Annotated in this window: 17 protein-coding genes; 6 read left to right on the top strand and 11 right to left on the bottom strand. The window is 70.0% G+C overall.

Features of this window, described 5'->3' with window-relative positions; genetic code table 11:
* Positions 1 to 60: 60 nt before the first annotated feature.
* Genes CHC09_RS00740 through CHC09_RS00730 form a run of 3 tightly spaced genes read right to left on the bottom strand, consistent with a single transcriptional unit; the run spans position 61 to position 1,970 of the window.
* Positions 61 to 549, bottom strand: a complete 489-nt coding sequence (locus CHC09_RS00740) for a beta-class carbonic anhydrase (RefSeq protein ID WP_089290979.1) — start codon at positions 547 to 549, stop codon at positions 61 to 63.
* A gap of 48 nt (positions 550 to 597) precedes the next feature.
* Entirely contained in the window at positions 598 to 1,446 is an 849-nt protein-coding gene (locus CHC09_RS00735) for a hypothetical protein (protein WP_143232166.1), read from the bottom strand.
* Positions 1,443 to 1,970, bottom strand: a complete 528-nt coding sequence (locus tag CHC09_RS00730; RefSeq protein ID WP_089290977.1) for a SigE family RNA polymerase sigma factor — start codon at positions 1,968 to 1,970, stop codon at positions 1,443 to 1,445. Before CHC09_RS00730 ends, CHC09_RS00735 begins: the two co-directional genes overlap by 4 nt.
* A 170-nt stretch (positions 1,971 to 2,140) precedes the next feature.
* Between CHC09_RS00730 and CHC09_RS00725 the strand changes: the two genes are divergently transcribed.
* On the top strand, positions 2,141 to 3,151 hold the full coding sequence (locus CHC09_RS00725) for a phosphatidylinositol-specific phospholipase C (RefSeq protein WP_089290976.1): 1,011 nt from the start codon (positions 2,141 to 2,143) through the stop codon (positions 3,149 to 3,151).
* A 3-nt stretch (positions 3,152 to 3,154) separates the two neighbouring features.
* On the opposite strand, the gene CHC09_RS00720 is transcribed toward CHC09_RS00725, so the two are convergent.
* The 5 genes from CHC09_RS00720 to CHC09_RS00700 all read right to left on the bottom strand — a co-directional run bounded on the left by CHC09_RS00720 (position 3,155) and on the right by CHC09_RS00700 (position 9,478).
* On the bottom strand, positions 3,155 to 3,655 hold the full coding sequence (locus tag CHC09_RS00720) for a hypothetical protein (RefSeq protein WP_089290975.1): 501 nt from the start codon (positions 3,653 to 3,655) through the stop codon (positions 3,155 to 3,157).
* A gap of 171 nt (positions 3,656 to 3,826) precedes the next feature.
* Complete coding sequence (locus CHC09_RS00715; RefSeq protein WP_089290974.1) at positions 3,827 to 6,268, bottom strand: glycogen/starch/alpha-glucan phosphorylase; 2,442 nt, start codon at positions 6,266 to 6,268, stop codon at positions 3,827 to 3,829.
* 119 nt (positions 6,269 to 6,387) lie between these two features.
* Positions 6,388 to 7,755 (bottom strand): M14 family zinc carboxypeptidase, encoded by a 1,368-nt coding sequence (locus CHC09_RS00710; RefSeq protein ID WP_179276903.1) that lies wholly within the window; start codon positions 7,753 to 7,755, stop codon positions 6,388 to 6,390.
* 223 nt (positions 7,756 to 7,978) lie between these two features.
* Positions 7,979 to 8,407 (bottom strand): SRPBCC family protein, encoded by a 429-nt coding sequence (locus CHC09_RS00705; protein WP_089290972.1) that lies wholly within the window; start codon positions 8,405 to 8,407, stop codon positions 7,979 to 7,981.
* Between the two features lie 75 nt (positions 8,408 to 8,482).
* Positions 8,483 to 9,478 (bottom strand): LacI family DNA-binding transcriptional regulator, encoded by a 996-nt coding sequence (locus tag CHC09_RS00700; protein ID WP_089290971.1) that lies wholly within the window; start codon positions 9,476 to 9,478, stop codon positions 8,483 to 8,485.
* A gap of 135 nt (positions 9,479 to 9,613) precedes the next feature.
* On the opposite strand from CHC09_RS00700, the gene CHC09_RS00695 reads away from it, so the two are divergent.
* From CHC09_RS00695 to CHC09_RS00675, 5 genes are read left to right on the top strand one after another with little or no spacing between them, the layout of a single operon-like run.
* Entirely contained in the window at positions 9,614 to 10,843 is a 1,230-nt protein-coding gene (locus CHC09_RS00695) for a sugar ABC transporter substrate-binding protein (RefSeq protein ID WP_089290970.1), read from the top strand.
* On the top strand, positions 10,840 to 11,766 hold the full coding sequence (locus CHC09_RS00690; protein WP_179276902.1) for a carbohydrate ABC transporter permease: 927 nt from the start codon (positions 10,840 to 10,842) through the stop codon (positions 11,764 to 11,766). Before CHC09_RS00695 ends, CHC09_RS00690 begins: the two co-directional genes overlap by 4 nt.
* The gene (locus tag CHC09_RS00685; protein WP_089290969.1) at positions 11,759 to 12,568 is read left to right on the top strand and encodes a carbohydrate ABC transporter permease; all 810 of its coding nucleotides are present in this window, start codon (positions 11,759 to 11,761) and stop codon (positions 12,566 to 12,568) included. The genes CHC09_RS00690 and CHC09_RS00685 overlap by 8 nt, the downstream gene beginning before the upstream one ends.
* Before the next feature lie 13 nt (positions 12,569 to 12,581).
* Positions 12,582 to 14,462, top strand: a complete 1,881-nt coding sequence (locus tag CHC09_RS00680; protein WP_089290968.1) for a glycoside hydrolase family 127 protein — start codon at positions 12,582 to 12,584, stop codon at positions 14,460 to 14,462.
* Between the two features lie 3 nt (positions 14,463 to 14,465).
* On the top strand, positions 14,466 to 16,151 hold the full coding sequence (locus CHC09_RS00675; protein WP_089290967.1) for a carbohydrate-binding protein: 1,686 nt from the start codon (positions 14,466 to 14,468) through the stop codon (positions 16,149 to 16,151).
* A gap of 41 nt (positions 16,152 to 16,192) precedes the next feature.
* On the opposite strand, the gene CHC09_RS00670 is transcribed toward CHC09_RS00675, so the two are convergent.
* Genes CHC09_RS00670 through CHC09_RS00660 form a run of 3 tightly spaced genes read right to left on the bottom strand, consistent with a single transcriptional unit; the run spans position 16,193 to position 18,476 of the window.
* The gene (locus CHC09_RS00670) at positions 16,193 to 17,335 is read right to left on the bottom strand and encodes an RNA polymerase sigma factor (protein ID WP_089290966.1); all 1,143 of its coding nucleotides are present in this window, start codon (positions 17,333 to 17,335) and stop codon (positions 16,193 to 16,195) included.
* Positions 17,332 to 17,739, bottom strand: a complete 408-nt coding sequence (locus CHC09_RS00665; RefSeq protein WP_089290965.1) for a YciI family protein — start codon at positions 17,737 to 17,739, stop codon at positions 17,332 to 17,334. Before CHC09_RS00665 ends, CHC09_RS00670 begins: the two co-directional genes overlap by 4 nt.
* A gap of 47 nt (positions 17,740 to 17,786) precedes the next feature.
* Positions 17,787 to 18,476 (bottom strand): HAD family hydrolase, encoded by a 690-nt coding sequence (locus CHC09_RS00660; protein WP_239138114.1) that lies wholly within the window; start codon positions 18,474 to 18,476, stop codon positions 17,787 to 17,789.
* Between the last annotated feature and the right edge of the window lie 39 nt (positions 18,477 to 18,515).

Raw genomic sequence — 18,515 nt, 5'->3', positions numbered from 1 at the left:
CCGATTTCCGACAGGCAGGTGAGGCGTGCGGGTGCCGAGGCCGGAACGGAGCGGGGGCGGTCAGGCGACTTCGGTGAGTTTGCCGGTGGCCACGTCGAAGACGAAGCCACGGACGGCGTCCTTGTGCGGCACGAACGGATCGGCCCGGATCCGGCGGATCGACTGGCGCACGTCCTCGTCCAGGTCGGAGAACGCCTCGGCGGCCCACTGCGGCCGGATTCCGACCTCGGCCTCGACCGCCGCCTTGAACTGGTCGTCGGTGAAGGTGAGCATGCCGCAGTCGGTGTGGTGGATCAGGATGATCTCGGTGGTGCCGAGCAGTCGTTGGCTGATCGCCAGGCTGCGCAGCGCGTCCGCGGTGACCACCCCGCCGGCGTTGCGGATGACGTGCGCGTCGCCCTCTCGCAGGCCGAGCACGGCCTGCGGGTCGAGCCGGGCGTCCATGCAGGCCAGCACGGCGACGTGCCGGGCGGGCGGCAGGGGCAGGGGGCCGCCGAAGCCGGCGGCGTAATGCTCGGCGTTGTCGATCAGTTCGTCGGTCGCGCTCATGGCCGCATGCTATCCCTATCTAGCCGATAGGAATACCCTCCTGATGGCTCAGTTCGACGGGAAGAAGTCGCCGTAGACGTCCAGTTGCCGGCCGCTCGCCGTGGTGGCGACCGCCGCGTAGGTGTCGCCACCCGCGTCCCGGTCGCCCGAGGCGTGGGAGTACTTGGCGGTGAACGTGTACGTGCCCGGTGCCACCTCGTCCGACGGCGACAGCGTGAACGTGTAGAGCAGGACTTCCGGCTGGTCGGTCACGTCCACGCCGACGCTCGCGCCCGGCACCGATTTCGTACCGCCGCGGGAGGTCAGACCCGGGGTCTTCACGACGCGGACCGTGACTTTCAGGGCGGTCAGCCGCTCCGTCGTCTTCAGGGTGATCACGCTCGCGCCCTGGGTGTCGCCGCTGTCCGGATCGACGGAGCCGTCGGACCAGAGCGGACCCTGCTCGGGCCGGGTGCCGCCGGGCCCGCCCGCGGAAGGGGCCGGTGAGCCGGTGGCCGGGGCCGTCGCCGGTGCGCTCCTCGACGCATTGCCGGACGTGGACGGGTGGGGCGTGCCGGCGGACGGTGCGACCGCGGGTGTGGCGGTCTGCGGTGTCCCGGGCGTGGTGACGACCACCGGCGGGACGGCGTCCTGCCGGTCGGAGTCACCGGCCAGGGCCCACTGCACGGCGAACCCGCCGCCGCCGAAGAGCGCGACCAGCGCGCCGACGACCACCGGCCGCAAGCGTGGGCCGCCGCGACGGGCCGGGGCCGGGTCGTTCATCGCGGTCGACGTGATCCGGGCCAGCATCGCCTCGCGGTCGGGTCGGTGCGTGGCCGCCTCGGCGCTCAGGACTGACCGCAACTGATCGTCGGACAGTCGCGCGGGACCGCCGGGGTTCTCGCCCGAGGGGCTCATCGGGCCGCCTTCCATCCGTCGATCCGGGTGACCGGTCCGCCGAGCAGCCCGGCCAGCTGTCGCGCGCCCCGAGAGGTGGCGCTCTTCACCGCTCCGGCGGAGATGCCCAGCGTCGTGGCGACCTCCTGCTCGGAGAGGCCGAACGCGTACCGCAAGACTACGCACGCCCGCCGGCGGTGCGGCAACCTCCGCAGGGCGCTGCGGACGTCCAGGACCGCGGGCACATCATGATCATCGCGGGTACGCCCGGACGACCCGAAAGTGAGCCCGGAGAGCCCGGAAGTGAGCAGCCGCTCCCGCCCACGGCGGCGGACCCACCGGCGGGCCAGGTTCATCAGGATGCCGTGCCCGTACGCGGCCGGATCGTCCGCCGACCGGACCCGGTCCCAGTGCCGCCACACCTCGGTCAGCGCGTCCGCGGCCAGGTCGTCGGCGATCGACGCGTCCCCGGTCATCAGGAACGCCAGCCGCGACAGCGACGCGTGATGTCGCTCGAAGTACGCGCGGAACGCGTCGTCGCGCATCGGCGCCTCTCCTCACGACCGCTGGGCTTCCCGGACCGGATGACGCTAGAGACGAGCCGGTTGTGCTGGCAAGGTCCGAGCGGCCGGTGAGACGCGATCCATCCGAGCGTTCCCTGTCGATAACCCGGTAAGGGTTCTCGCGATCCCGAAAGATAGATAATCTTCGTCGCGTGAAGCGTGTGATGGCCGCCGTGGGCGGATTGGTCCTGTGTCTGGGTCTGCTCGTGACGCCGTCGGCGGCGCTCGCGGCCGACGCGTCCTACCGGACGTTGAGCACCGCGAACCACCCGGACTGGATGCGGCCGCTGCCCGACGGGACGAGCCTGGCCGCGCTCTCGATCCCGGGCACCCACGAGACGCTGTCGATCCACGGCGGCTCGTGGACGCAGACCCAGGAGGACTTCGGGGACGGCGCGGCCACCCTGACCGCCCAGCTGAACGCCGGGATCCGGATGATCGACATCCGGGCCCGGGTGAACAGCGGGAACACGTTCACCATCCACCACGGCGCGACGTACCAGAACGCGAACCTCGACGACGTGCTGGCCAGGCTCGGGGCGTTCCTCGCCGCGCATCCGGGCGAGAGCGTGGTGATGCGGCTCAAGCAGGAGTGCACCGGCGAACTGGGCTCCTGCACCGACGTCTCGGGGCAGAGCGCGTTCCAGGACATCTTCGACGCGTACGTGGCCCGCCGCCCCGGACTCTTCTGGACGCCGTCGGTGACCCGTTCCGCCGGAGCGGCCATGCCGACGCTCGGTCAGATCCGTGGCAAGGTCGTGCTGGCGGTGCTGAACGGCTCGCGTGGCGGTGTGATCGAGCGTTACGGGCTGGCGCAGTTCGCCGGCTGGCACGACGGCTCGTCGGCGTACGTGCAGGACGAGTACAACGTCCCGAACGTCGGGGCGATCGCGACCAAGCGTGACCAGGTGCGGCGCTTCCTGGACGCGACGAGCGCCGCGAGCCCGGCCCTGATGTATGTCAACTTCGCCAGCGGCGCCAGCGTGTTCGCCCAGCCCCAGCAGGTCGCCGGCGGTGCGTGGGGGGTCCAGGGTGTGGACCCGTTCCTGCTGGCCTACCTCAACCAGGGGCCGGAGGTGCACACGCCGGTCGTCCGGACGGGAGCGCTGATGCTCGACTTCCCTGGTGGTGGGCTGATCGACAAGATCCTGTCGTACAACTGAGGCTCAGGTGGCGGAGCATCGTGCGACGGCGTGCGGGCCGTAGGCCTCGTCCTCGAACAGGGGCGGGCTGAGGGGACCGGCCTCGCTGCTGGAGACGCGGCAGGCGACCGTGGCGTCCGGGCTGTCGGCCGTCGCGGTGGCGGTCAGCGTGATGGCGTTGGCCGCGATGTGCGGCGGTGCCTGCACGGTCTCGGTCCACGGTGTCTTGACCCTGGTCCGGACCTCCGCCCCGCCCGGGCCGGGGAAGTAGGCGACGTCGACCTCCCCGCCACCGGTGACCTCGAAAGTGAGCGGCAGGGGCTCGTCCCCGTCGACGACCTCAACGGTGAGCGAGGACGACGCGTTGATGCGCAGCTCGAGGGTGTGGGGGTAGTCCGGACCGGGCGACCTGGTCGCGGTCACGGTCTGCGGTTGCCCGGGCCACGCCTCGACCGTGTGGTAGGCGATCGCGCTGACCGCGACGGCGGTCAGCGCGACGAGGGACAGCTCGAGACGGCGGCGCATCGATGCTCCTAAGCCAGAAGATGATCATGAGATCATCGCGCATCGAGGGCTTCCGGGGGAACCCGGTGGGAGCCGCGTGGCGGTCTGGAGCGGAGGCGGTGTCGCGCGGGACCGCTACGGGGCTTGGCTCGTAGCCTGTGAGCGGGACTCCTTAAATCGTAAAATATAGGGTTATTGATCTTCTTTAGGGACCGTGACCGGAGCGACCCGCCAGATCCGGGCGGCGTAGTCGGCGATCGTGCGGTCCGAGGAGAAGAATCCGCTGTGCGCCGTGTTCAGGATCGACATGCGGGTCCAGCGGGCCGGGTCGCGCCAGGCGCGTTCGACCTCCTCCTGGGCGTCGAGGTACGACCGGTAGTCCGCCAGCGTCAGGTACTCGTCCCAGCCGAGCAGGGAGTCCACCAGTTCGCGCCCGGCCCCGTCGAACCGCCCGGCGGTGATCGCGTCCAGCGCCGCCTTCAGCTCGGTGTCCCACTCGTAGTGCTCCCGCGGGTTGTAGCCGCGGATCTGTACCTCGGCGGCCTGGTACGCGTCCAGACCGAAGAGGAAGAAGTTCTCCTCGCCGACCCGGGCCCGGATCTCGATGTTCGCGCCGTCCAGCGTGCCGACGGTGAGGGCGCCGTTGAGCGCCAGCTTCATGTTGCCGGTGCCGCTCGCCTCCTTGCCGGCCAGCGAGATCTGTTCGCTCAGATCGGCGGCCGGGATGATCCGCTCGGCGAGCGTCACGTTGTAGTTCTCCGCGAAGACCACTTTGAGGTACGGCGATACGACCGGATCGGCCGCGATGGTGGCACCGACCGCGTTGATCAGCCGGATGATGTTCTTCGCCGCGTGGTAGGCCGGCGCGGCCTTGCCGGCGAAGAGCACCGTCCGCGGCACCCAGTCACCGGCCGGATTCTGCCGGATGCGCTGGTACATCGTGATGACGTGGAGCAGCTTGAGCTGCTGCCGCTTGTACTCGTGGAACCGCTTGATCATCACGTCGGTCAGCGAGTCCGGATCACCGGCGGCGAGGTCCACCTTGTTCGCCCGCTTCACCGCCCGCCAGCGCTCCATGAAAGCCGCGTCGTCGGCGAGGGACTCCAGCTCGGCGAGGCGTTCCAGGTCGTTGAGCCAGCCGTCGTCGCCCAACCCCTCGGTGATCAGGTCGGCGAGCCGCGGGTTGGCCAGCTTGACGAACCGGCGGGGCGAGACCCCGTTCGTGACGTTCTGGAACTTGGCCGGCCACAGGTCGGCGAAGTCCTGCAAGACTGTCTCCCGCAGCAGCTTCGAGTGCAGCTCGGCGACCCCGTTGACGGCCTCGGTGCCGACCACCGCCAGGTGCGCCATCCGGACCCGGCGCTCGTCGCCCTCGCCGATGATCGACATCCGGCGGAGCCGGTCGTTGTCGCCGGGGAAGCGGGCCTCCACCTCACGCAGGAACAGCAGGTTGATCAGGTAGATGATCTCCAGGTGCCGGGGAAGCAGCCGCTCGAACAGGTGCACCGGCCAGGTCTCCAGCGCCTCCGGCAGCAGGGTGTGGCAGGTGTAGGCGAACGTGCGCCGGGTGATCGACCAGGCCTGGTCCCAGTCCAGCTCGTACTCGTCGACGAGCAGCCGCATCAGCTCGGGGATGGCGATCGTCGGGTGCGTGTCGTTGAGCTGGATGATCGTCTTGGCGGCGAAGTCCGCCCAGTCGCTGTTGCGCAGCCGGAACCGGCGGATGATGTCGCGCAGGGAGCAGGAGCAGAGGAAGTACTGCTGCTTGAGCCGCAGCTCACGGCCCAGCTCCGTGCTGTCGTCCGGGTAGAGGACCTTGCTGATGTTCTCGGCGCGGACCGCCTCCTGGACCGCCTCGGCGTACTGCCCGGCGGAGAAGCGCGACAGGTCGAAGGAGGCCTCGCTGCCCCGGGCCCGCCACAGCCGGACGATGTTGACCGTCTCGGTGCCGTACCCGGGAACCAGCATGTGGCTGGGCTCGCCGAGAACGATCTCACCCGGCACCCAGCGCTTGCGGGTCTGCGAGCCGGCGATCGGCTCGGTGTGACCGTAGAAGCCGACGGTCTGCCGGTCGTCGGGGGCCGGGAACTCCCACGGGTTGCCCTGGAACGCCCAGTCGTCGGGGCGCTCGGCCTGCCCGCCGTTCTCCAGGGACTGCTTGAAGATGCCGAAGTCGTAGCGGATGCCGTAGCCGACCGCCGGGATGTCCCGGGTCGCCATCGAGTCGACCAGGCAGGCGGCGAGCCGGCCCAGGCCGCCGTTGCCCAGCCCGGGCTCGACGTCGAGATCCTCGATCTCCTGCAGCGAGCGGCCGAGCGCCTTGACCGCCTGCGCGGCCACCTCGCCGGTGCCGGAGTAGAGCAGGTTCTGTTCGAGCTGGGCGCCGAGCAGGTACTCCGCGGAGAGGTAGTAGACCCACCGGGGGTTGCTGGCGTAATGCGCGGCCGCGGTGCGAGCCCGGCGATCAGCGAGGCGGTCGCGGACGGTGAGAGCGAGAGCGTCGTACGCGTCGTGCGCGCTCGCCGATTCGACGGTCGTGCCCCTGCGGTAGTAGAGGCTGCTCAGCAGATCTTGTTGGAACTCGTCCGTGGTGGTGCCCAGTCGTCGCAGACCGATGCCTTGGCGAAGATCCATGGGGCCCATTCTGCCGCGAGCACGTTTCCGGCGGCTGACGTTCCCCATTCCCTCAGGAGAAGAGGCCTCCGGCGGCCGGGTAGGGCGGGGTCCGTGACCCCGCTCCACCCGGCCCGGCGTCAGCTCCCGGTCGGATAGGGGCGGGCCGCCGCGTTCGCCAGCGTCATGAAGGCGGGCAGGTTGAGGCTCCAGAACGACGACATGCAGGAGTACGCCGGAAAGAAGCCGCTGCACCCGGAAGCGCTCGGGCCGACCTCGATCGTGTAGCCGGGAACGCCCAGCGTGCCGTAGATCCAGTCGTCGGTGGCCCCCGGTGCGAAGTAGTTCAGACCGCCGTCGCCGTGCACGGCGTCGTACCCGTTCGACCGGCTCATCGCCGTGGCGATCGCCTTGAGATCGGTGTTGTTCGGCGCGAGCGAGTTGGTCCAGCCGTACGGATAGATGTTGAGCTCGGCGTAGCTGTGCAGGGTGAGGAACGTGCCGGTGGTGGCGGTCGTCGCCGGGGAGAAATCGGCGGCGGGCTTGGTGTCGCGGTAGATCTGGGACAGTAAGCCCTGGATGCCTTTCGTCTCCGGCTCGCTCGCAGCCGCTGTGCCCGGGTAGGTCTCGCTGCACTTGGTGCCCTGGTTGACGTCCCAGTGGTAGCTGGAGTTGCGGTTGAGGTCGACCCCGAGGCCGGTGCCGGAACACCCGTTGGTGTGGGCGTTCTTGCGCTGGGAGACGGGCCGGGTCGAGTTCGACGACACGATGTCGACGCCGTCCGGGTTGGCGATCGGGATGACCCACAGCTCGGTCGTGTTCATCAGGTTGGTCACCGCGGCGACGTTGCCGTAGTTGCCGACCAGGTAGTCGATCCATTTGTAGGCGAGTTCGCCGGTCGCGAGCTCGCGGGCGTGCATCTGGGCCATGAGGGTGAACTTCGGCTTCGAGCCGCTGGTGTTCGCCGCGCAGTCGCCCGTAGCGATCTTGGTGATGCACAGGGCCTGAATGTCGTGGCCCCCGGAGCCCTGGGTCTTGCGCCACGACTGCCCGATCGTGCGCAGGACGGCCAGGTCGGGGTGCGCGGTGACGACCTGCTGGTTGTGGGTCTCGTGCCCGGCGGCGGTGTGGTAGCCGCCGTAGTAGGTGTCGGCGGCCGCCTGGAACGACGCTGCCACCGGCTGGTACAGCGGGCCGGCGTAACGGACCGTCAGCCCCTGCCGCCGCAACCGCTGCGCGGCGGCCTCTGTCGCCAAGATCGGCACGCCGTTGCTGAGCGGACCCTCCAGTACGTCGTAGCCGCGCCGGGTGAGATCGGCGGCGAGGCTCCCGGCCGGCGCGGACGGCGACGTGACGTCGTAGTAGGCCAGGTCGGCGCTGCTCGGGGTGGCAGCGGCGGCGTTGCCGGGCGTGGTGAGCCCGGCGCCGAGCAGTACGAGCAGCACGGCTGTTCCGGTGGCGATCAGCCTCCGGAGACGCGACTGCGGGAAGAGCGAGAACCAGTTCATCGGTACCTCGATCGTGGATGGGCCGGGGCACAGTGCCCCAGACCGCAAGACATCCATGATCATCGATACAACTGTTTCGCGTCAACCACGCGGGCATGACAATCGAAGCCTGCGTCGCCCCGATTTCGCCCCGTGGCCAGGAAGGTTTCCAGTCGGGAAAACCGAGCGGACCCGCTGGAAGGCGGTGCTCGGCTTCCTGCCCAACCCTCGTTTGCGGCCGCTTCTAGGCGGTCATGCGGCGGGTCAGTTCCGTGGCTCGGTGCTGTTGGACGGAGCGGGCCTGGCCCAGGACGAAATTGCGGAGCGGGGCCGGGGCGGTGAGCGCGATCGACTCGTGGACCGTGGTGCCGTCGCCGGCCGGGGTCAGGGTGACGATCAAGGTCAGGGTGACGAAGCCGGGGCTGCGGACGGCGCTGACGATCGTCCGGCCGTCGGCTGAGCCGGTCATCCTGACCTTGATCGGGTTGTTCCAGTGAAACGGGCCGAAGTCGAAGCGCTCGACCGCGACGTACGAGATCGCCTCGTCGGTCTCGGTGATGTCGCGAACCGCGACCACCAGCGGGGACAGGCCGATGTAGCTGCGCGGATCGATCAGGTGGGCGTAGACCTGGGCGGGCGGCGCGGCCACCGTGAACGAGTGCGCGAGCTCCATGAGCGCGCACCCTAATGGATCGCGGTCGTGCTGCGGGAGAGCGCTTGACGGATCGGGCGACCGGCGGGGGACCGCTCAACGGATCGCGGTCGACTCCCGGGGGACGAGGCGGCACGGCCGGGTGATCGGGCCGTGCGCCGGTGAGCCGTTGATCGCCGCCAGCAACACCTCCGCCGCGGTCCGGCCGATCCCCTCCAGGTCCATGTCGACGCTGGTCAGCGCGGGCCGGCAGGCGTCGACCATGACGTCCCAGTTGTCGAAGCCGACCAGCGCCACCTCGCCCGGCACGTCCCGCCCGGCCTCCCGCAGCCCTTCCGCGACCCCACGGGCGATCTGGTCGTTCCCGCAGAAGACCGCGTCGAGGTCGGCCCCGCCGGAGAGCAGCATCCCGGCCGCCTGCCGCCCCCACGCCTCGGTCCACTCGCCGTGCAGCACGGGCGCGGCGAGCTCCACCTCAGCGGCCGCGGCGGCGGCCCGGACCTGCGCCGAGTGGTGGTGCTCCGGGCCGGTGACGTGCGCGATCCGGCGGCGGCCGGTGTCCAGCAGGTGGCGGATCGCGCGGCGGGCGCCGTCCGCCTCGTCCGGGACGACCGAGCAGTCCCGCGGGTCGGTCGAGCTGATGAACGCGTACACCACCGGCACCGGAAGCTCCGCGCCGATCGGGGTGCGCGCCTGGGTCCGGCGGCCGGTCACGATGATCCCGTCGACCTTGCGGCTCAGCAACGTGCGCAGGTAGTACTGCTCCCGGATCGGATCGTCGCGGGCGTCGCAGAGGAAGACCGACATCTGACCGGCGCCCAGCGCGTCTTCCGCACCGATGAGCAGCGGGATGCTGAACCGGCCGATGGTGTCCGTGGTGATCATCCCGACCGTGTACGTCCGGCCGGTCTGCAGGCTGCGCGCGGCCGCGTTGACGACGAATCCGAGCTGGTCGGCGGCCTGTCGCACGCGCAGGCGGGTCTCCGGGCGCATGGTGCCGCGGCCGTTGAGCGCCTTCGAGGCCGTACCGGTGGAAACCCCCGCGAGTGCGGCGACCTCGCTGATCGTGGCGCCGCGTCGATCGTTGCTCAGTTTTTCCTCCCAGGTTTCCGTCGCCCCGTGTAATGCGACGGTAACTTCCTATTGACAGCCCTGCAAGGACCTCTTTAGCGTCTAGGCAATCGTTTTCCTAGAGTTTCCCCACACCGCTCTTGAGGGGTAACAACCATGAATCTCCGAGGCCTCGGCGCCGTCCTCGCGGTCACCGTCTGCCTGCTCTCCGCCTGCTCGTCCGGTGGTGGCGGCGGGGACGCGACTTCTTCCAAAGCAACCGACTACGCCATCTGGGACCCGTACCCGCAGTTCGACGACAGCTCGGACTGGGTGAAGCTGCTGACCAAGTGCGGCACCGACGCCGGCGTCACGGTCAAGCGCACCGGTTACGACACCACCGACCTGACCAACAAGGCGCTGCTCGCCGCTCAGCAGGGCAACTCCCCGGACGTGCTGATCGTCGACAACCCGGTGGTCTCCACCCTGGCCGAGGCCGGGGTGCTGACCACCACCGAGGAGATGAAGGTCGACACCGCCGCGGTGTCGCCGAACCTGCTCGCCGCCGGCCAGCAGGGCGGCAAGACGTACGGCATCCCGATCGGCGCCAACACGCTCGCGCTCTACTACAACAAGAAGGTCCTGGACGCGGCGAAGGTCGACCCGTCGACGATCAAGGACTGGGCCTCGCTGACCGCCGCGCTGGAGAAGGTCAAGGCGGCCGGCAAGAAGGGCATCACGTTCTCCGCGATCGGCACCGAGGAGGGCTCGTTCCAGTTCCTGCCCTGGTTCTGGGGCTCCGGCGCGAACCTGACCCAGCTCGACTCGCCGCAGGGCGTCGCCGCGCTGACCCTCTGGACCGACTGGCTCAAGAAGGGCTACGCCCCGAACTCCGTCCTCAACAACACGCAGACCACCAGTTGGCAGGAGTTCGCCGCCGGTGACTTCGCGTTCAGCGAGAACGGCACGTGGCAGCTGGCCAACGCCAAGAAGACCGGTTTCGAGTACGGCATCATCCCCATCCCGTCCCAGGCCGGCGGAACCGCCCCGGCGCCGACCGGCGGTGAGTTCGTCACCGCCCCGGTCCAGTCGGACACCGGCAAGTACGCCACCACGCAGAAGCTGATCTCCTGCCTGACCAGCGCGGACAACGCGCTCACCACGGACACCACGCTCTCCTACGTGGCGGCCACCGACGCCGTCCAGCAGAAGCAGGTCGCGGCGAACCCGGAGCTGACCGTCTGGGTCGCGGCCGTCAAGGCGGCCAAGGGCCGGACCAGCGACGACCTCGGCACCAAGTACCCGAAGATCTCCGAACCGATGTGGGGCGCGTTCCAGGCGGCCCTCTCCGGATCGAAGCCCCCGCAGCAGGCGCTCACCGACGCCCAGGGCGCGGCGGGCAAGTGACGACGCACGCGGAAACGCTCGTCCGGACCCGGGGCACCACCCGGGTCCGGCGGGCCCGGGGACCGTGGGCGGCCTGGGCGTTCCTCGCCCCGGTGATCATCTACCTGGTCGCGTTCTACGCCTACCCGCTCTACCGGAACCTGGACCTGAGCCTGCGGCACTACACCGTGCGCTCGTTCGTGCAGGGGGACGCGCCGTTCTCCGGGCTCGACAACTACCGGGCCGTGTTCGACGACGCGACGTTCCTGCCGGCGCTGCTGCACACGATGGTGTTCACGCTGGTCAGCATCGCGTTCCAGTTCGCGATCGGGCTGGCGCTGGCGGTGTTCTTCACTGCTCACTTCAAGCTCTCCGCGACGTTGCGGGCGTTGTTCCTCGTACCTTGGCTGCTGCCGTTGATCGTCTCGGCGTCGACCTGGTCCTGGATGTTGAACAGTGACTCCGGGATCGTGAACTACGCGCTGAGCATCGTCGGCGTCGAGCAGATCAACTGGCTGACCTCACCGGACTGGGCGCTGACCAGCGTGATCATCGCGAACATCTGGATCGGTATCCCGTTCAACCTGGTCATCCTCTACTCGGGACTGCAGACCGTCCCGGGCGAGATCTACGAGGCGGCGGCGCTCGACGGCGCGACCGGCTGGCAGCGCTTCTGGCGGGTCACCTTCCCGCTGCTGCGTCCGGTGTCGGCGATCACCCTGCTGCTCGGCCTGGTCTACACGCTCAAGGTGTTCGACCTGATCTGGATCATGACGAAGGGCGGCCCGACCGACGCGTCGACGACCCTGGCGACCTGGTCCTACCGGCTGTCGTTCGGCAATCTGCTGCCCGAGTTCGGCCCCGGGGCCGCGGTCGGCAACCTGCTGATCCTGATGGCGCTCTTCTTCGGCCTGTTCTACATCTGGAGGCAGCGTCATGACTAAGCCGCTGAGGACCGGCATCGGCGTGATCCTGACCGCGATCATGCTGTTCCCGGTCTATTGGATGATCAACGTGTCCTTTACCCGGGACACCGACATGCGCGCCGATCCGCCACACCTGTTCCCGTTCAACGGCACCCTCGAGGGCTACCGGGCCGTGCTGGACCAGCAGATGCCGTACCTGGGAACGAGTCTGATCATCGGTCTCGGCACCGTCGCCCTGACTCTGATCATCTCCGCGCCGGCCGGATACGCCCTGGCCAAGCTGCGCTCGCGCGGCGCGGGGGTGCTGAACTTCGTGCTGCTGATCGCGCAGATGATCCCCGGGATCATCATGGCGATGGGCTTCTACGCCATCTACCTGCGCGCCGGCGTGCTGAACACGGTGCCCGGCCTGATCCTGGCGGACTCGACCATCGCCGTACCGTTCGGTGTCCTGATCTTCACGGCGTTCATGTCCGGCATCCCGGACGAACTGATCAACGCCGCGATGATCGACGGCGCCTCGAGGTGGCGGACGTTCCGTTCGGTGGTCCTGCCGGTGTCACGCAACGCGATCGTCACTGTCAGCCTGTTCGCCTTCCTCTGGGCCTGGTCCGACTTCGTCTTCGCGACCACGCTCGACGGCGGCGGTGAGTACCAGCCCATCACGCTCGGCATCTACCACTACATCGGCAACAACAACCAGCAGTGGAACGCCATCATGGCCACCGCCGTGATCGCGTCCATCCCGGCGACGTTGCTACTCATCGTTGCCCAGCGTTACGTCGCCGCCGGTGTCACCGCCGGCGCCGTCAAGGATTGAGGAAGACTCCGCCATGGACGTTTCGAACGGGCCCGTCGTGCCCACCTCCCGTGCCGTCTCCGCGCTGCGGCCGCTGCCGCGCGAAGCGGTGACGCTGCGGCCGGAGAGCCTGTTCGGCGGCTGGCAGGCCCGCAACACCGCCGCCACGCTGCCGCACTGCGTCGACCGGCTGGACGCCTACGGCAACCTCGCCAACCTGCGCCGGGTCACCGGCGACGACGACGGGGAGTTCCGCGGGTTCTGGTTCGCGGACTCCGATGTGTACAAGACGCTTGAGGCGGCGTTCTGGGCCGGCACCGGCGCCCCCTTCGTCGCCGACGCCGCGGCCCTGCTGGAGAAGGCGCAGGACGCGGACGGCTACCTCGACTCGTACTACCAGGTCGACCACCGCGACAAGCAGTGGAGCGAGCTGCACTTCAGCCACGAGATGTACTGCGCCGGGCATCTGTTCCAGGCCGCGGTCGCGGCGGCGCGCTCCGCGCCCGGCGACCCCGCGGCGCAGCAGGTGCTCACGGTCGCCCGCCGATTCGCCGACCTGCTGGTACGCCGGTTCGCCGAGTCCCCGGAGGTCGACGGGCACCCGGAGGTCGAGACGGCGCTGGTCGAGCTGTACCGGGTGACCGGCCACCGGCCCTACCTCGACCTGGCCGCCCACTTCGTCGAGAGCCGCGGCCACGGGGTGCTCGGGGAGGGCCGCTTCGGCCCGCGCTACTTCCAGGACCACGAGCCGGTCCGCTCCGCCGGCGAGGTCACCGGGCACGTGGTCCGGCAGGTGTACCTGCTGGCCGGGGCGGTCGACGTGGCCGTGGAGAACGGCGACGCGGAGCTGCTGGCGGCCGCGGAGCGGCTGTGGGACTCCGCGTTGGAGAGTCGCACGTACCTCACCGGCGGCCAGGGGTCGCGGCACCGGGACGAGGCGTTCGGGGATCCGTACGAGCTGCCGCCGGACCGTGCGTACGCGGAATCCTGCGCCGCGATCGGCAGCTTCCAGTGGGCCTGGCGGCTCCTGCTCGCCACCGGCGCCGCGAAGTACGCCGACGAGATGGAACGGCTGCTGCACAACGGCATCGCCGGGAGCACCGGGCTGGACGGCGCCACCTTCTTCTACTCCAACCCGCTGCAGCTGCGCACCGGCCACGACGGCTCGCACGAGGACGCCCCCTCGCAGCGTCTGCCCTGGTACTCGTGCGCCTGCTGCCCGCCGAACCTGGCCCGGCTGATGGCCTCGCTGGACGCGTACGCCGCCACCGGCGACCCCAGCGGCCTGCAGCTGCACCTGTACACCGCGGGCACGTTCCGGTCCGGCGGGCACACCGTCGACGTGCGGACCCGGTACCCCTGGGACGAGACGATCAGCGTGACGATCACCGAGGTCGGCCCCGGCCCGTGGACGCTGTCGCTGCGCGTCCCGGCCTGGTGCACCGACGCGCGCCTGACCGTCAACGGTGAACCGGTCGCGGCGGAGGCCGGCTACGTGCGGCTCACCCGTACCTGGCTGGTCGGCGACCGGGTCGAGCTCACCCTGGTGATGCTGCCCCGGCTGATCGCCGCCCACCCGCGGGTCGACGCGGTCCGCGGCGCGGCCGCCGTCGTCCGCGGCCCGATCGTCTACTGCCTCGAGCACGCGGACGCCCCCGCCCACGTGCCGTTCGAGGACCTGGAGCTGGACGCCACCGCCCCGCTGCAGGTCAGTCGCGACCCGGACGGGATCGCACCGGTGCTGCTGCGGATCCCGCTGCGCGCCCGTCCCACCGACACCCCGCATCTCTACCGGCCCCTCCCGGCCCCGGCGCGCGCCACCCCACCGGTGGCCGTCACCGCCATCCCCTATTTCCTCTGGGCCAACCGGGAGCCGGGTCCGATGCGGGTGTTCATCCCCCTATCCGAGAGGTGACCCATGCGCCGCTCCGTAGTACCCGTCCTGTTCCTCGTCGCCGCCGGGTTGTTCGTCCCCAGCCCGGCGTCGGCCGCGGGTAACACCCTCACCGTCAACGTCGGCACGACCGTCCGGCCCGTCACGCACGTGGCGTCCGGTGGTCTCTACGCCGTCGACACCGGCACCAAACCGCCGCTCGAGCAGATGTACCCGCTCAAGATGAACCACCTGACCCAGCCGCCGTACGGCGTCCAGCAGCTCGGCAACGGCGCGACCGTCCCGTGCTGCGACGGCCTGCAGGTCGCCGGCAAGGTCACCGCCGCCGGCGCGCGGCAGTTCTGGCGCCTGCCGGACATCTACAAGGACTTCCCGTACAAGTGGGTCAGCTGGGCCGACTGGGAGTCCAAGGTCCGCACCATGGTGAACGCGCGGCTCGGCGCGACGACCACCACGAACATCGACGGCTACGAGCTGTGGAACGAGCCCGACTGGACCTGGAACACCAGCTCCGCCGGGGCGTTCAACGCCGGCTGGACCCGCACCTACCAGCTGATCCGCACGCTCGACACGGTCACCCCGATCGTCGGGCCGAGCTACTCGATCTACAACCACGACTGGCTGGTCGCGTTCCTGACCAACGCCAAGAACACCGGCACGCTGCCCGACGTGATCGTCTGGCACGAGCTGGACGTGCACAGCTACAACAACGTCGCCGCGCACGTCAGCGACTACCGGGCGATCGAGCAGTCGCTGGGCATCTCCGCCCGGCCGATCTCGATCAACGAGTACGCGTCGCCGGACCAGGTCGACATCCCCAGCGTCGCCGCGCACTACATGGCGGTCTTCGAGCGGTACGGCATCCGGGACGCCGAGCGCGCCTACTGGTACGAGGCGGGAACGCTGAACGGCCTGCTCTACAACAACTCGCCGACCGCCAGCTACTGGGCCTACAAGTGGTACGGCGACATGGCCGGCAACATCGTCCAGACCGTCCCGCAGTCGTGGCTCGACGGTGTGGCCGCCTATGACAGCACCCGCAAGATCGTCAACGTGGTCTTCGGCGGTGACAGCGGTGCCAACACCGTCAAGGTCAACGGCCTGAGCGGGCTCGGTTCGCAGGTCAGCGTGGTGCTGTCCAGGACCGGCACCACCGGCCGTACCACCAATTCCTCCCCGACCACCGTCTCCACCAGCACCTACCCGGTGTCCGGCGGCAGCATCACCGTCCCGGTCTCCGGCATGGACGCGCTCGCCGCCTACCAGCTGCTGATCACGCCCACCTCCGGGGTCTCCACGTGGCAGCAGCGCTACGAGGCGGAGAACGCGACCGCCGTCAACGCCAACCGCTTCTCGTCGGGTTCCGCCTCCAACGGCGGTTACGTCGGCCAGATCGACGGCACGGCCAACATGCGCAACCAGTCGTTCGTGGACTTCATCGTCAACGTCCCGGCCGCCCGCGCGTACACGATGACCATCGGCTACGCCAACGCCACGGGCGCCACCGCGACCCAGGGCCTGGCCTACAACGGCGGTGCCTGGCAGACCGTCAGCTACCCGCCGACCGCCGCCTGGGGCGTCTTCGGCTCCACGATCAGCACCTCGGTGACGCTCAAGGCCGGCTACAACGTGATCCGGCTCGCGAAGGGCGCACCGAACTTCGCCGGTGGTACCGGCTACGCCGAGCTGGACTACCTCCAGCTCGCCTGAGGTCCGCTCCCGGCCGCCGGGTCCGTCGCGGGACCTGGCGGCTACCTCTCCCGTACGTTCAACCGGGCCGCCTGCCGCGTCAGGTGATCGCGTTCGGCGAGGTTGGTGGCCTTCCGCGCCGCCTCGGCGTAGAGCCGGGCCGCCGTCGCCGGATCGCCGTCGCGCTCGTGCAGGTACGCCGCCACCGCCGTGTAGCGGGGCAGCGAGTCGTCCAGCTCGGCGAGCGCGGCCAGCCCGGCGCGCGGCCCGTCCGCCGCACCGACCGCCACCGCGCGGTTGAGCCGGACGACCGGGCTGTCGGTCAGGCGCAGGAGCTCGTCGTACCACTCGACGATCTGCACCCAGTCGGTCTCCCCGGCGGTGGGCGCGTCGGCGTGCAGCGCCGCGATGGCGGCCTGGGCCTGGAACTCGCCGAGCCGGTCGCGGGCGAGCGCGGCCTGCAGGATCTCGACGCCCTCGGCGATCAGCCCGGTGTCCCACCGGCCGCGGTCCTGCTCGGCCAGCGGTACCAGGCCACCGTCCGGCGCGGTCCGCGACGCGCGCCGGGCATGGTGCAGCAGCATCAGGGCGAGCAGCCCGGACACCTCCGGATGGTCGATCGCGGCCGCGAGCCGCCGGGTGAGCCGGATCGCCTCGGCGGCGAGGTCGACGTCGCCGGAGTAGCCCTCGTTGAAGACCAGGTAGAGGACGCGTAGCACGGTGCCGACGTCACCGGGCCGGTCGAACCGCACGCTGGAGACGGTGCGCTTGGCCCGGCTGATCCGCTGCGCCATGGTCGCCTCGGGCACCAGGTAGGCCTCGGCGATCTGGCGGGTGGTCAGGCCGCCGACGGCGCGCAGGGTGAGCGCGACCGCGGACGACGGCGTCAGCGACGGGTGGGCGCAGCGGAAGTAGAGCTCGAGCGTGTCGTCCGCCGTGGGCGCGGGACCGGGCGGCGGCTCCCGGTCGAGGAGCTCCTCACGCCGGCGGCGGGCGGTGTCCGCCCGGGTCGTGTCGAGGAACTTGCGCCAGGAGACGGTGACCAGCCAGCCCCGCGGGTCCCGTGGCGGGTCGTCCGGCCAGACCCGGATCGCCTCCACCAGCGCGTCCTGCACAGCGTCCTCGGCCGCCGCGAAGTCTGCTCCGCGGCGGACGAGGATGCCGAGCACGCCCGGGATGAGGCTCCTGAGCAGTGCCTGGTTCATTCCGTGACGGTCGGTGACGCGGTGTAGAACGGGCGCACCTCGAGCCACTCGTGGATCGGCTTCCCGCCGGCTCCGGGAGCGGCCGACAACTCCCCGGCCAGCTCGATCGCCCGCTCGTGGCTGTCCACGTCGATCACCATCCACCCCGCGATCAGGTCCTTGGTCTCGGCGAACGGGCCGTCGGTGACCGGCGGGCGCCCCTCACCGTCGAACCGGACCCAGCTCCCCTCGGCGGCCAGCGCCTGGGCGTCGACGAACTCGCCGGTCTGCTCCAGCCGGGCCGCGAAGTCGCTCATGTACTTCATGTGCGCCGAGATCTCCTCCGGCGTCCACTTCTCCATCGGTACGTCGTTGACCGGTGCCGGTGCGCCGCGGTAGTGCTTGAGCAGCAGGTACTTGGCCATGATGTGCCCTCCTGAGGTTCTCCGTCGCGACCGGCTCCGGTCACGCTTCACGGCTGGGACGGAGCCGCCACCGGGTTCTCGACATCACCCGCCAGAATTTTCCCGAGAATCTCCGGGAAGGTGTCGACCGCCGCGGTGACGTAGCGCGGATCGAACTCGTCGAGACGGCGCACCCCGCTCTGCAGACAGGCGATGAACCGCAGGCCCGCGCCGCCGGCGGCCACCGCGTCGCCCGGCGAGTCCCCCACGTAGACGCACTCCCGCGGCTGCAGCCCGGTTTCGGCGAGCAGTTCGTCGAAGACCCGCGGGTCCGGCTTACGGAAGCGCGTGTTGCCCTGGTGGTAGGCGCCGGTGACCCGGCCGGCGAGCACATGGTCCGGTTCGAGCAGGTGCTGGACCTCGGCCTCGGCCCGGGAGGTCAGCAGCAGCACGGCGTATCCGTTCTCGATCAGCCGGTCCAGGGTGTGCAGATTCTCCGGCGGGATCACGTCGAGCCGGCCGTCGGCGAGATAGCGCTGGTGCCACACGGGGAACAGCTCGGCGAACCGGTCCAGATCCACCCCCGGCGACCGGTGCGGCATGGCGTCCAGCAGCACCTCGCCCCAGGTGGCGAGGTGGATCTCCCGGGACATGGGCGGCCGGCCCAGCTCGACCAGCACCTCGTTCTCCAGCTCGAACGAGGCCGCCTCGGTCAGGCACAACGTGTCATCGACATCAACGATCACTGCTCGAATCACGCTGCCAGCGTAGGTCGGCGTCCCGGGACCGGGCACGGT

The organism is Actinoplanes regularis (genome assembly GCF_900188005.1).
GTDB classification, from domain to species: domain Bacteria; phylum Actinomycetota; class Actinomycetes; order Mycobacteriales; family Micromonosporaceae; genus Actinoplanes; species Actinoplanes regularis.
This window is presented reverse-complemented; position numbering and strand designations above follow the sequence as displayed.

What these genes read in the sequence shown, in the direction of transcription:
- CHC09_RS00695 (WP_089290970.1), top strand. Translation starts at nt 9,614, where the DNA reads ATGAATCTCCGAGGCCTCGGCGCCGTCCTCGCGGTCACCGTCTGCCTG.
- CHC09_RS00735 (WP_143232166.1), bottom strand. Translation starts at nt 1,446, where the DNA reads ATGAGCCCCTCGGGCGAGAACCCCGGCGGTCCCGCGCGACTGTCCGAC.
- CHC09_RS00715 (WP_089290974.1), bottom strand. Translation starts at nt 6,268, where the DNA reads ATGGATCTTCGCCAAGGCATCGGTCTGCGACGACTGGGCACCACCACG.
- CHC09_RS00740 (WP_089290979.1), bottom strand. Translation starts at nt 549, where the DNA reads ATGAGCGCGACCGACGAACTGATCGACAACGCCGAGCATTACGCCGCC.
- CHC09_RS00730 (WP_089290977.1), bottom strand. Translation starts at nt 1,970, where the DNA reads ATGCGCGACGACGCGTTCCGCGCGTACTTCGAGCGACATCACGCGTCG.
- CHC09_RS00720 (WP_089290975.1), bottom strand. Translation starts at nt 3,655, where the DNA reads ATGCGCCGCCGTCTCGAGCTGTCCCTCGTCGCGCTGACCGCCGTCGCG.
- CHC09_RS00680 (WP_089290968.1), top strand. Translation starts at nt 12,582, where the DNA reads ATGGACGTTTCGAACGGGCCCGTCGTGCCCACCTCCCGTGCCGTCTCC.
- CHC09_RS00675 (WP_089290967.1), top strand. Translation starts at nt 14,466, where the DNA reads ATGCGCCGCTCCGTAGTACCCGTCCTGTTCCTCGTCGCCGCCGGGTTG.
- CHC09_RS00710 (WP_179276903.1), bottom strand. Translation starts at nt 7,755, where the DNA reads ATGAACTGGTTCTCGCTCTTCCCGCAGTCGCGTCTCCGGAGGCTGATC.
- CHC09_RS00685 (WP_089290969.1), top strand. Translation starts at nt 11,759, where the DNA reads ATGACTAAGCCGCTGAGGACCGGCATCGGCGTGATCCTGACCGCGATC.
- CHC09_RS00670 (WP_089290966.1), bottom strand. Translation starts at nt 17,335, where the DNA reads ATGAACCAGGCACTGCTCAGGAGCCTCATCCCGGGCGTGCTCGGCATC.
- CHC09_RS00705 (WP_089290972.1), bottom strand. Translation starts at nt 8,407, where the DNA reads ATGGAGCTCGCGCACTCGTTCACGGTGGCCGCGCCGCCCGCCCAGGTC.
- CHC09_RS00665 (WP_089290965.1), bottom strand. Translation starts at nt 17,739, where the DNA reads ATGGCCAAGTACCTGCTGCTCAAGCACTACCGCGGCGCACCGGCACCG.